This window comes from Lactobacillus fornicalis (assembly GCF_055362665.1).
The window spans coordinates 39,815-53,044 of sequence record NZ_JBLTIM010000013.1 but is presented as its reverse complement, the minus strand read 5'-3'; the positions used below and the strand labels follow the sequence as shown (position 1 = coordinate 53,044).

The 13,230-nt window shown below is 32.9% G+C and carries 12 protein-coding genes and 1 riboswitch; of the genes, 10 read left to right on the top strand and 2 right to left on the bottom strand.

Translation table 11 applies throughout. The annotated features are described in order from the left end of the window. Nucleotides 1-36: 36 nt before the first annotated feature. The gene (locus tag ACNDLV_RS03565) at nt 37-960 is read left to right on the top strand and encodes a LysR substrate-binding domain-containing protein (RefSeq protein WP_006586094.1); all 924 of its coding nucleotides are present in this window, start codon (nt 37-39) and stop codon (nt 958-960) included. Nucleotides 961-1,011: 51 nt separating this feature from the next. Here ACNDLV_RS03565 and brnQ read toward each other — a convergent pair whose 3' ends face one another. Further along, nucleotides 1,012-2,391: a branched-chain amino acid transport system II carrier protein gene (gene brnQ, locus ACNDLV_RS03560; protein WP_006586093.1), complete on the bottom strand. Its 1,380-nt coding sequence runs from the start codon at nt 2,389-2,391 to the stop codon at nt 1,012-1,014. A gap of 155 nt (nt 2,392-2,546) precedes the next feature. After that, nucleotides 2,547-2,663, top strand: a riboswitch (FMN riboswitch). A 119-nt stretch (nt 2,664-2,782) separates the two neighbouring features. Between brnQ and ribD the strand changes: the two genes are divergently transcribed. The 9 genes from ribD (at nt 2,783) to ACNDLV_RS03515 (ending at nt 12,370) form a co-directional block, all read left to right on the top strand. Next, on the top strand, nt 2,783-3,841 hold the full coding sequence (ribD, locus tag ACNDLV_RS03555) for a bifunctional diaminohydroxyphosphoribosylaminopyrimidine deaminase/5-amino-6-(5-phosphoribosylamino)uracil reductase RibD (protein ID WP_006587539.1): 1,059 nt from the start codon (nt 2,783-2,785) through the stop codon (nt 3,839-3,841). After that, complete coding sequence (locus ACNDLV_RS03550; RefSeq protein ID WP_006586091.1) at nt 3,834-4,439, top strand: riboflavin synthase; 606 nt, start codon at nt 3,834-3,836, stop codon at nt 4,437-4,439. The genes ribD and ACNDLV_RS03550 overlap by 8 nt, the downstream gene beginning before the upstream one ends. A gap of 2 nt (nt 4,440-4,441) precedes the next feature. Continuing rightward, entirely contained in the window at nt 4,442-5,617 is a 1,176-nt protein-coding gene (locus ACNDLV_RS03545; RefSeq protein WP_006586090.1) for a bifunctional 3,4-dihydroxy-2-butanone-4-phosphate synthase/GTP cyclohydrolase II, read from the top strand. A gap of 18 nt (nt 5,618-5,635) precedes the next feature. Continuing rightward, the gene (gene ribH, locus ACNDLV_RS03540) at nt 5,636-6,100 is read left to right on the top strand and encodes a 6,7-dimethyl-8-ribityllumazine synthase (protein ID WP_006587538.1); all 465 of its coding nucleotides are present in this window, start codon (nt 5,636-5,638) and stop codon (nt 6,098-6,100) included. Nucleotides 6,101-6,267: 167 nt separating this feature from the next. After that, a complete protein-coding gene (locus ACNDLV_RS03535) occupies nt 6,268-7,269 on the top strand; it encodes a D-2-hydroxyacid dehydrogenase (protein ID WP_006586088.1) in 1,002 nt (333 codons plus the stop codon). A 351-nt stretch (nt 7,270-7,620) separates the two neighbouring features. Continuing rightward, a complete protein-coding gene (locus ACNDLV_RS03530; protein WP_006586087.1) occupies nt 7,621-8,340 on the top strand; it encodes an MIP/aquaporin family protein in 720 nt (239 codons plus the stop codon). A 252-nt stretch (nt 8,341-8,592) separates the two neighbouring features. After that, complete coding sequence (locus tag ACNDLV_RS03525) at nt 8,593-9,441, top strand: helix-turn-helix domain-containing protein (RefSeq protein ID WP_006586086.1); 849 nt, start codon at nt 8,593-8,595, stop codon at nt 9,439-9,441. A 204-nt stretch (nt 9,442-9,645) separates the two neighbouring features. Next, on the top strand, nt 9,646-11,718 hold the full coding sequence (locus tag ACNDLV_RS03520; protein ID WP_022091367.1) for a bacteriocin-associated integral membrane family protein: 2,073 nt from the start codon (nt 9,646-9,648) through the stop codon (nt 11,716-11,718). Then, nucleotides 11,711-12,370, top strand: coding sequence for an ATP-binding cassette domain-containing protein (locus ACNDLV_RS03515; RefSeq protein WP_006586083.1), 660 nt, complete (start codon nt 11,711-11,713; stop codon nt 12,368-12,370). Before ACNDLV_RS03520 ends, ACNDLV_RS03515 begins: the two co-directional genes overlap by 8 nt. On the opposite strand, the gene ACNDLV_RS03510 is transcribed toward ACNDLV_RS03515, so the two are convergent. Then, nucleotides 12,355-13,227 (bottom strand): helix-turn-helix domain-containing protein, encoded by an 873-nt coding sequence (locus ACNDLV_RS03510; RefSeq protein ID WP_006586082.1) that lies wholly within the window; start codon nt 13,225-13,227, stop codon nt 12,355-12,357. The two genes, ACNDLV_RS03515 and ACNDLV_RS03510, sit on opposite strands and share 16 nt — an antisense overlap. Between the last annotated feature and the right edge of the window lie 3 nt (nt 13,228-13,230).

Genomic DNA, 13,230 nt, shown 5'->3' with positions numbered 1-13,230 from the left:
CTATAATAAAATTGTTATGGGCTTGAGGCGAATAAAATGAATGATCCAGAAACTGTATTACATTACCTCGATGTATTACTAAAAGAGAGTAATTTTACCAAGGCTGCACGAGAACTCTATATTTCTCAGCCTTACTTGACACAAACTCTAAAGAGAATTGAGAAAAAGCTCGGAGTTCAAATATTAAATAGAAATATACCTTTTAGTCTAACTGAAGCAGGAACTAAGTATTATAAATATTTAGAAAAATCTGTTAGTCGAAAAAATAAACTTGAACAAGATTTATTGAAATATAGTCACCCTGATCGAGAAATTATTAAAATAACTGTTCTCGAGAGTTTAGGTACATTTCTTCTTCCCACTTTACTCCCTTCTTTTTTAAAAGAAAATTCTAATATAAGTATCCAAATAATTGAATGTAGTCCTCGAAGAAGCGAAAATTTACTACTAAGTGAAGAAGTTGACTGCTATCTAGGTCAAACTCCCAAATCATTAAGCAAAGGAATCTTACCATATTTAAACGGAAGCGAAACCTACTATGTTGTAATTCCACAAAGTTCACCGTATTTCACTCCAGGGAAATTTATTTTGCCACAAGATTCATTATCACTAAAAGAACTACTCAAAGAACCATTAATCTTATCTACTGGTGGCTCTGCTATTCGTCATCAAGTCAACGGTTTACTTCAAAAATATAAAATTACACCTAACATTATTTTGGAAAGCAAGAGCGTATTAACGGCTACTGGCCTATCAATTAACGGCTTGGGTATCACCATTTCTTCTGCTTCAATTTTAAAACGTTATAATCAAGTACCGATAAATTTACTACCTTTAGAGTCTAATCTTATTTCTATTAACTACTTCCTTGCTGTAAAGGCTAATCGTAAGTTAACTCCTGGACTAAAAAAATTAATTAGTCATTTTAATAAATTAAATTTAAATGAAGATATAAAATAAGAGCGAAGAATAATTTCTTCGCTCTTATTTCCTAGGAAATATGTTTATGTATTAAGCTTGTTTAGAAACTTGTTTTTTCTTTACAAAGAATAAAACTAATCCAATCATCAAACCAATTAAAGCTGGCAAAAGCCATGACATACCTACATCTGACAATGGTAAAATGCTTCGTACTTTTAATAAAGCTTGTGCCCATGCTTGATTTCTTGCGATATCTGGCAATGCATTGATGAAATCTAGTAATGCTGGTGGAACTGTGAATAGAACAGTAAAGAAGTATACTGTTGAATCCTTATTAATAATTGGAGCCATAACTGATAAAACAATCAATACCATAGATAATGGGTATAAAAACATCAAAAATGGCGTTGACCATGCAATAATTTCATTCAAACCTACATTAGCAATTAAAAATGAAGCAAATGATGACATAAACAACCAAAAACGGTAACTAAAACGTGGAAAATGCTTGTGGAAGTCTTGTCCAAATGCTGCAACCAATCCTACTGCTGTAGTTAAACAAGTAATAGTCATTAAAGTTGCTAAAATTGCTTGTCCAACAGATCCAGCATAGTGTTGCACAATTTGACTAAATGCTACACCACCATCTGCAGATAAAGTAAATTTACCTAATGACATTGCACCAATTAAAATCAAGAAGAAGTAAATCACAGCAACTGCACCCATTCCTAATATACCTGAACGAGCTGTAACAACCGCTACACTACGATCTTCTTTTTTACCCAATTGCTTAATTGCAGTAACAACTGTAATACCAAAAGCTAATCCTGCCAAGGCATCCATTGTATTGTACCCTTCTAAAAAGCCGTTTAAAAAGGCACTACCTGTATTAGAATATGCACTAGTAGCATGACCTGCTGACGCAGATCCTAGCGGATTAATCATTGCTACTAAAAACACTAAAAATAGAAGTAATAAGAAAATTGGATTTAAAACTTTTCCCAAACGATTTAGGATATCTTTTTCGTTATATGAAATCCAACAAGCTGTACCAAAAAACAATGCAGAATAAATCAACAAAGCTAGCTGTTCATTACCTTTACCAACAAAAGGTGCAATACCTACTGTAAAGGAAACAGTTGCTGTTCTGGGCGTACCAAAAAATGGTCCAATAGTTGCATGAATTAAAGCCATAAAAGTTACAGCGAATCCAGCACCTAATGGTAAACCAATATCGTAAACACCTTCTGAGCGAGTTAAAGCAATAGCCATAATTGACAACAATGGCAATACTACCCCTGTAATTAAGAAACCAAGTGTAGCAATGAACCAATTATGTCCTGCTAATTGCCCTAAATGCAATGGGAAAATCAAGTTCCCGGCTCCAAAGAATAATGCAAACAACATTGAACTAACAACGAAATAATCTTTTTTCGTTAACTTACGTTCAACTTTTTTTAGTTCGTCCATTAATTCACCCTCTTTATTTATAAAATTTAATCTTTTAATAATTTTTACTTATTTTCTCATATTTAAATTAAAAAATCAAGCTTATTTTTTCATTTGGAATCGTTTACTTGAAAAACTATTTTTTAATGTGTATTATAATCTTTGAATTAAATATAAATGTTCTTCGGGGCAGGGTGAAATTCCCGACCGGCGGTAAAGTCCGCGACCCACGCAAGTGGTTGAATCCTAATTAAAGGTACCGATAGTTAGAGTCTAGATGGGAGAAGATTAATGGCACTAGTGAAGCTAGTCTTTTTTGACTAGCCTTCTCTTTTAGTGTTATTTAGCTTTGAATATAATTTTAGCCTCGAGAATTGTCTCGAGGCTTTTTTCATGCAAAAAAGGAAGTGATTTGATGAATAAAGACGAACAGTTTATGGCCTTAGCAATTAACTCTGCTAGTAAAGGCCGCTACCATACTTGGACTAATCCAATGGTTGGCGCAGTAGTTGTTAAAGATGGAAAAGTTTTAGCAACTGGTTACCACCATAAATATGGTGATGTCCATGCTGAACGTGATGCAATCAGTAAATTAACTCCAGAACAATTATTTAATTCAACCCTTTACGTAACGCTTGAACCTTGTAATCACACTGGTAAACAACCTCCATGTAGCGATTTAATTATTGCTAGCAAAATTAAACGTGTTGTAATTAGTGAAATAGATCCACATGGCTTAGTTACCGGTAAAGGAATAAAAAAATTAAGATCACATAATATTTCGGTTACTACTGGTGTATTAACTCAAGAAGCTAAAAAGCTAAACAAGCACTACAACTTCTTCTATGAACATAAGATGCCATATATTTGCCTAAAACAAGCTCTTAGTCTTGATCATAAGTGTAGTTATCCAGATAAACGTATCCAAATTACTGGTAAAGCAGCTTATGAACAAGTTCATAGAGAACGTGCTGATTATCAAGCAATTATGATAGGAAGTTCAACTGCTTTGATTGATAACCCCACTTTATTAACTAGTGTTAAACAAGACCATCCGCCTATTCGCATTGTTCTTGATCGTCGCGGTCGCTTGTTAAACAAAAATTTGGCCTTATTTTCAGATAAACATGCACAAACTTGGCTTTTTACTCAAAATACCAAACTAACTAAATTTCCTTATCCACCACATATTAAAGTTTTTCTTTTACACTCTGGTTCTTTAAGGGAAGTTTTGCAACTGTTGACTCAAAATAATGTGCAATCGATTTATGTAGAAGGAGGTCCTACCCTCATGAAAACTTTTATTGAGGAAAAACTTGCTCAAGAACTCATAACTTATTTTTCACCTACTTTTCTAGGTAATAACGCCTTAGATGGCTTTGAAATTACAGAAAATATCAATTTAATAAAGCCTGATTATCAAGTACTTGATAAAGATATTCGAATTAGCGGGAGAATAGATTATGTTTAGTGGATTAGTTACTGGTGATGCCACCATTGCCACCATAAAAAAAGATACTCAAACTATTACAATGACTATTAAAACTAGTACTAGCAACTTAAAAGGCCTAAAAGTCGGCGATTCAATAGCTGTCAACGGTTGTTGTTTGACTGTAGAAAGTTTTACCGAAACAAAATTTGTAGTTACTATGATGCCACAAACATTTAAGAAAACTACTTTCAAAAATTCTAAAATTGGCGATCAAGTAAATATAGAACGTTCTCTACAAGTAACCAGTCGCCTAGAAGGTCATATTGTAACTGGTCATATTGATGACGTAGTTTCTTTAATCAAAAAGCAACAAAATGAAAATGCGATTGAACTTTTCTTTAAGTTACCAGATCGTTTAACAGCTCAAGTTGTCCCTCAAGGGAGCATCGCTATTAATGGGACCAGCTTAACGGTTATGGATATAAATAAAAATATTTTTTCAGTTGGACTAATCCCCCACACCCAGGAAAATACTAATCTTACTCAATTAGCTGTCGGTGACCAAGTCAACGTTGAAACAGATATCTTAGGAAAATATGTAGCTAAAAATCTTATACTTTTTCAAGGAGCAAAATAAATATGGATGTTAAAAAAATTCAAGCAGCAATTCAATGGATGAAACAAGGTGGCTTAGTAATTGTAGCCGATGATGAAGACCGTGAAAGTGAAGGTGACATAATCGGTCTAGGTTCTAAAGTTACTCCACAAAAAATTAACTTTATTACTCAAACAGCCCGTGGTTTGCTTTGCACAAGTATCGGTCGCAGTATTGCAGAAAGACTTAACTTAACTCCTATGGCTCAAAATAACACTGACCCCTATGGTACTGCTTTTACAGTTAGCGTTGATTATAAAACTACAACAACTGGAATTTCCGCTTTTGATCGCGCTACTACAATTAAGGCTTTAGCTGATTCTACTACAAAAGCTGATGATTTCTTCAAACCTGGTCATACTTTTCCTCTAGTCGCCAAAGATGGGGGCGTTTTAGAGCGTAATGGCCATACTGAAGCTTCCATTACATTAGCTCGCCTAGCTGGTGAAGCCGAAGTAGCTTATATTTGCGAAGTAATGGATGCTGATGGTCATATGGCAAGAAGACCCCGACTAAAAGAAATAGCAGCTGAATATAATTTGCCATTTTTAACAATTGCAGAATTGCAAGAATATGTTAAAAATCCTACAAGTAAAAATAATCAATTTGTCGACCTACCTACTGTATATGGCAACTTCAAAATAAAAGCCTATGTTGGCGAAAACTTGGCCTTAGTTAAAGGCCCAATTGACCCTAATAAGCCAGTATTGGTGCGGTTACATTCAGAATGTATGACTGGCGATGTTTTCGGCTCAAAAAGATGTGATTGTGGTGAACAATTACATAAAGCAATGCAAAAAATCGACCATGAAGGAGGAATTCTAATTTATTTACGCCAAGAAGGCCGTGGAATCGGCTTAAGCAATAAGCTAAAAGCCTATGCCTTACAAGATCAAGGGCGCGACACTTATGAAGCTAATAAAATATTGGGTTTTGAGCCAGATGAACGTAAATATAATATTGCAAAAGAAATCTTGACAGATTTAGGAATTAGTAAAATCCGTTTATTAACCAATAATCCTGATAAGGTTACCCAACTAACAAAATACGGCATTGAAGTAACTGAGCGGGTTCCACTGGAAATACCGGCAAATGAGATAAATAAATTTTATTTACAAACTAAACGAGATAAATTTCATCATTTAATTATGGGAAAATAAATGCAAAGGGGAAAAATAATGATTAAACAAGGTGATTTCATTAATGTTCATGGTAAAGTCGCAATTGTCGCTTCCCAATTCAATGAAACTGTTACTAAAAATTTAGTAGATGGAGCAACTGCAACTCTCAAAAAATTTGGTATCAAAAGTGAAGATATTGATATTTATTGGGTTCCTGGCGCATTTGAAATAGGCTTTACAGCAAAAAAAGTCCTTAAAACCAACAAGTATACTGGAATTATGACCTTAGGAGCTGTAATCAAAGGTGAAACTGATCACTACACTATGATTATTAACAATGTGACTTCTGCCATTATACAATTAAACTTAAAAGGCCAAATTCCAATTACTTTCGGTATGCTGACTACTGAAAATATTGAGCAAGCTATGCAAAGAGCTGGATTAAAAGCTGGTAATGAAGGAAGTGCAACTGCTCAAACTTTACTTGAAATGATGAGTTTAAATGAACAAATAACTAAATAAAGATAATTAAAGACTTCACTAATTAACATTTTTTCTTAAAAGATATATTTTAAAGTCTGTTTTCAAACTTGAAGCGCTTACATATTAAAATATGATAGTTATGTGTTCTGCTTCACAATAAATCATGTATAATAAAGGTATCCGATTGTAATATATGGAGGTACAACATGACAAAGATTTTTGCTTATGCAATTCGTAAAGATGAAGAACCATTCCTTAACGAATGGAAAGAAGCCCACAAGGATGTTGAAGTTGATTACACTGATCAATTATTAACTCCTGAAACTGCAAAACTTGCTAAGGGTGCAGATGGTGTTGTTGTTTACCAACAATTAGACTACACTGCTGAAACTTTACAAGCATTAGCTGATGCTGGCGTTACTAAGATGTCATTACGTAACGTTGGTGTTGATAACATTGACATGGATAAGGCTAAGGAACTTGGCTTTGAAATTACTAATGTTCCTGTTTACTCACCAAACGCTATTGCTGAACACGCAGCAATCCAAGCAGCTCGCGTATTACGTCAAGACAAGGTAACTGACTTGAAGATGGCTAAGCGCGACTTACGTTGGGCACCAAACATTGGTCGTGAAGTTCGTGACCAAGTTGTTGGTGTTGTAGGTACTGGTCACATTGGTCAAGTATTTATGAAGATTATGGAAGGCTTTGGCGCAAAGGTTATTGCTTTCGATATCTTCCACAACCCTGAACTTGAAAAGGAGGGTTACTACGTTGACTCACTTGACGAATTATACAAGAAGGCTGACGTAATCTCACTTCACGTACCTGATGTTCCAGCAAACGTTCACATGATTAACGACGATTCAATCAAAGAAATGAAAGATGGCGTTGTTATCGTAAACGTATCACGTGGTCCACTTGTTGATACTGATGCTATCATCCGTGGTCTTGACTCAGGTAAGGTCTTTGGTTTCGTAATGGATACTTACGAAGGTGAAGTTGGTGTATTCAACGAAGACTGGAAGGGTAAGGAATTCCCAGATGCACGTTTAGCAGACTTAATTGACCGTCCAAACGTATTGGTAACTCCTCACACTGCTTTCTACACTACTCACGCTGTAAGAAACATGGTTGTTAAGGCATTTGACAACAACTACGCTATGGTTGAAGGTAAAGAACCTGAAACTCCAGTTAAGTTAGGTTAATTTACTTTGATGAGCGTCAGCCATATTATACTTACACAGCTCCTCACAAACTACTCAATTAAAGTTATAGCGTGATTTAAAGTTTCACGTGTAACTTTTCATAAATTATCTAAAAGAGATTTAGCCTTGCTAAATCTCTTTTTTCTATCTATATAATAGCTTCCAAGCAAAATATTTGACATATTCAAAAATTTTTGTTCCCTTTCAAAAAGAAATATGCTACACTTGTGAGCGGCGTATGTGCAACACCTTTAATAGACCTTGTGGTTGAAGTTTGTTCAGCACTTATTCCAAACTAAATTCATGCTCTATAGCATAACTTTGATAACTAAATAAAAGGGGAATTTTTACATGAATAGTTTTATTGGGGAATTCGTCGGCACCATGGTCTTATTGGTGCTCGGTATTGGTATTGGTGCTGGTTCTAACTTGAAAGGCTCAATCGCAAAAGGCGCTAGTTGGCATCATATTACCATGACTTGGGGCTTAGCAATTACTTTTGCCGTTTATGTAGCCGGCAGTCTTGGTTCTAAAGCACACCTCAATCCAGCTGTAACTTTGAGTTTTGCTACTTTTGGTCTTTTCCCATGGAAAGACGTTTTACCATACATTACAGCTCAATTTTTAGGAGCATTTGCAGGAGCTGCAATTATTGCAATCCACTACTACCCTCACTTCAAAGCTACAAAGAATGAAGATGAAGGTAACCACGTTGGTATTTTTACCACTGGTGCTGCAATTGACAATCCTATTTTTAACTTCCTCAGTGAAGTAATTGCGACATTTATTTTTGTTTTAATTCTTTTAAACTTAGGTGACTTCACTACTGGTCTTAAGCCACTTATTTTAGGTCTATTAATCATGGTAATTGGTCAAGCATTTGGTGAAACTACTGGCTTTGCTTTAAACCCAGCTCGTGACTGGGGTCCACGTTTTGCTTATACTGTATTGCCAATTCCAAATAAAGGTAACGCACATTGGAGTTATGCATGGGTTCCTATGTTTGGTCCATTAGTTGGTGCATTCATGGCAACTGGTTTGCAAACTCTCGTTTTATCAATGATGAAATAAAAAATAGCTAATTTTAAAAGAGTTTCTAGGAAACTCCTATAATAAAAATGTTGATAATCTAGGTTAACTTCAGCCTGATATATCAACATTTTTTATTTTTACCATTTTTTAGGTATCTATATAAAACATACTATGATCTTTACTTGTAGAGGACTGGGCTCTCTTTTTCATTTTATCGCCCTATTGATTTATGCTACCATATAAAAATACTACCGAAGTTTTTAAGTAACATAACATTTATGAGGAGATTTTATGACAATTGGCGATGCGCTAAAAGAAGTACAGGTAGAATTAGGGTTAACAGCGGAAGAAATGACTGCTGGAGTTATATCAAAAGGAACGTATTCAAAAGTTATTAATAACAAAACTAGATTAAGTTCTGATTTATTATTAAAAATTTTATTCTCTCATGGTATTGACATTGAAGTGTTTTTTAATAAAACCAAAGATACATATGCACCAAAAAACATAATTATTGAAGAAAAATTATCTCAAGAATTTGGAGCTGCATTTAATAATCATGATCTTGTTAGTGCTACTGATTGTTTAAAGAAAATACAAAAACAAAATAATAATCCCTATTTACTACAACGCGCACAAATTGGGGTTGCATTTCTGTCTAATACAATTGAGCAATTAGATAAAAATCTTGCTCAATTAATAGTTAACGAACTTAATACACATGAAAATTGGGTTTCTAACCTTCAAGCTTTAAAACTTTTTAGTAATTCGATGTTAGTTCTTTCTGATGAAAAAGTTGAAGTCCTTATGAAAATATTTTTTATAAGATTAAAAAGAATGAATATCAAATCTGAAACTATGATTGAAAGATATGCAATTATTTGTAGTAATTATCTTCACTGGAAGTATGATTCACTTAAACAAGCTAAGTCACAAGAAAAAAATAAACACAAAAGAAATATCTCCAAGTCCATAAAATATCTTACTAAGCTAGATAAATCTCCACGCTTTTTAATATACAAAATATTAGGTAATTATTATAAAAATATATTCACTGGAGATATAGATTCCGCTATAAATATTAAACATCATTTAAAAGAATTAGGGTTTACGAGTTTAACTAAAAATTGGCCGATTTAAAGAATAAAGTTTCACATATGAAACTTTATTCTTTTTATATTATCTTTTAACGTATACTCTTTATATAAAAATAGAAAGGATTTTTAATTATGGATTCTGGAGAATTTCTCTTATGCAACAGTAAGCTTATGCTTACTATGGTTGGTAAAAATAATAAAAAGGCGATATTGTTGATATCGCTTTTTGTGTTTATAAGGAATGCCTATGTTTAAAAAAAGTCTCAAATTTATTTTTATCTTGTTAAATATGATTGTTGCTAGTCTTTTTCTAATTTATAGCATCAACCAATACAGTGATACTCATAACCTAAAGCAATTCGATATCTCAGCTGACTATACACCTTTTCAATTACCTGAGCCAGCTTCAACTACCCATGACTATTTACACCAATTAGCAGTAATTAAGAAAACCAGTCAAAAAATGCAAATTCATTTTTTAAAAAGGTCTTATTTCACTGGTTATAATTCTGGAAGTAAATTTAGCTATAATACCTTCAAACAAAACGTCCTCTTTGAATCAGATAATTTATCGGATTCTTTACTTTCTAACTATTTTGGTCACCATTTTCAATCCGGAAAAGTATATTCAACTGCAGCTAAGTCAAACTCTTTGCGGTTAAAAAGCTACGGAACAATCGCTTTTACCATTAAAGAATTTAACTATCAACACGCTCCCCAATCGCGAGAAGGGATTTTCTTTATTCAAACAACTAATCCCAACCAAATTGAGCAGTACTTAGAGCTTCTTAGTCAAAACTATAACCATGAATTTGCCAGCAATTATTCAGTCAAAGATTTTCTCGCTCCTGAAATGTACCACTTAAATTTAGATTCATCCAATTTGCGCACCCTTACTCTAGTTGCTATCTTATTTCAACTTATCTTCTTTATTGTTTATTTTCTAACTTTTAATTACGAAAATGGTGTTTACTCTTTATTAGGCTACTCACTTTTCCAAAAAGTTAACCAGTTGATTTTAAAAAGTCTAATCTGGGGTAATTTGCCAATTTTGCTACTCGGAATCTTTTATGAAGTAAGTAAGCAATATTATGATTTAATCTTCAATAGTCTTTCTGTCTTATTTGGTTTAGTTACATTAGAATATCTTCTTGCATTAGCTATTACCTTTATATTAGGTAAATTACCAACCAATCGCTTTTTAGTTAAGCGAGCCGACAATAAATATTTATTTGGCTTTGCCTTTTTAGCCAAAGTTGTTTTAGTTTTTTTGGTTTTTATTAGTGCCCAAGATTTAGCCGATTTTGCTGGACAAAACATCAAAACTGCATTTTCTCAGCAGACTAATTTCTATCATAAATATGTAAGTTTTTATCCCCTAGTTCAAGGCTATAATGAAACCCTTGACCAAATTAAGCAGGAAAAATATCAAACTAAGAACTTATATCCGACTTTAAATCGCGCTGGTGCAATTTATATTGACACTTCTCCCCTTAACTCTGAAAAACCCTATTTATTACAAAATGTAGATGTTAATGTTAACTACTTAAAATTAGTTCCAGTTAAGAAACTAAATGGGAAGAAGGTCATTCTAAGTGATCAAGACACAAACAAAACGATACTATTGCCCCAAAGAAACTTGCAAAATACAGATAAAATTGCGGAATTTTACTCCTCTAAACGCCATGAAAAAGTTAAATTCATTATTATCAAGAACCAGCAAGCATTATTTAACGAAAAAGGACAAAAAATTAACAACTATCAGTATATAACTGTTAGCCCCTTAAAAAATGTTCTGCAAAAACTTGATTTGAATATTCTTACTGGTGCTAGTGCAGATACTTTAAAAATTCCGCTAATCAAAAATCCATTAGCAACTTACAGGCATTATGAAAAACTATTAGCTAAATACAATTCTCGTGATAACTTGCCCCATTTAATTAAGGCAAGTGACAGTGACCTTGAAGAATTAAAAGATCAAGCAGCTAGTTTCTATCTTTCGGACTTTGACTTGTTTTTAAGCTTAGTAACTCTTATAACAGTTACCCTTTCAACGATTAATTTATATTTTTCAATCTTTGGTCGGGAATTTGCGATTAAGCAAGCTTTGGGTCGGCCACTTAGAGAAAAGACATATTTCTATTGGGCTTTAATTTTACTGCAAACTAGCATTCTTCTTGGTTTGATAATAGCCACTAAGATGCTGAATCTAAATAATCTAGTTCTTTTTGCAATACTGACAATTGGCGATATTTTATTTAGCACAATTGCCATTAAATCGTTTTCCAAAAACTTAGTAAGGAGATTTTTAAATGACTAATGCCATCGAGATTACTAACTTAACCAAAAGTTTTAAACACAAACCTGTTTTTCAGGAATTAAACTTAACGGTTCCAGAAAAAGCACTTACTGTTATTTATGGTAAAAGTGGTTGCGGAAAGTCAACTTTATTAAATATTATCGGCTTATTAGAACAAGCTGATGCTGGCACTATCAACTTACTAGGAGAAAAAGCTCCTAAAGCCGGTACAAGAAAAGCACAAAGTTTTATTAAAAATAACATTAACTACCTTTTTCAAAATTATGCATTATTAAATGAACAATCTATAAAGAAAAATTTAGAGTTAGTGCACTTAGTTTCACGTGAAACTAAAGCAGACTTTGACGAAAGAGCTAAAAAAATATTAGCTTCTCTAAATCTAGAAGTTGATTTAAATACTAACGTTGCTAGTTTATCTGGTGGTCAAAAGCAGCGAATTGCATTAGCGCGCACATTACTCAAACCAGGGAAATTAATTCTATGTGATGAGCCAACAGGTTCACTTGATCCCGAAAATAGAGATTACATATTACTAGCATTAAATAAAGCAAAAAATGCTGGTAAAACAGTTTTAGTTGTTACACATGATCCATATATTATCAAAAAAAGTGACTTCTCTTATGATTTAAAAGAACTTTATAAAGACGGGTAATTTGAGAGTTGTCGCTTTATAAATTCATTTAATCCATTTCCATATGCTTCCATACCAAGTTCCTTAAACATTGTAACTGCATTATCACATTTAATTAAATATTTTTTATCTCTCGTAATTTGATACATATTGGCACTTTCAAAGAAATAAATACAACATTTATAGAAGAAAATTGCTGGATTAGTTGAAATTTTGCTTGCAACTTTAGCAAAAAATTTAGCTAAGTCTGGCTTTTTATTTTCAATAGTTAAAATTAGCATATTTGCAATAATTGATAATAAAACTCTTTGAACATCAATATCGGTATCACTTTGATATTGTTTAATTATTTGTTTTGAAATGGCTATATTACTTTCTAAATCATAAAAATCCATAAAATTACAATACAATGCCATATTATTTTTATTAAAGTTAGGACTACTAAATACCTGCTCCTTTAATTTTTGCCGCAGTTCATCATCATTTGGTTCATCAGGCTTTTTTGTTGATTCAAGCCATCCTCTTGCTATCAATTTTTGTTGTTGCTTATCTTTTTCAGATAAGTTGCTTTCATCTATTAAATTTATAACATTAGCAAGTTTTTCTTTATCAGCAGCATAATATGCCTCAATCATTACTGTATCCAAATCATCAATTTCTTGCTTATGTAACCTTGAACCATGATTTAAGCGACTAAAAAATTCCCAAAGAGGAATATTGTTGTAATTTAACAAATCAATTAAATCTTCTGCTGTAATTCGATTAGCATTTTTTTCAACTTTTGAATAATAAGATTGACTTACCACTTCTCCCACAAACTCTTTTTGTCTTTTTCCTTGACTTAATCGATATTCTTTTAAAAGACTACCAATTTGCATAGA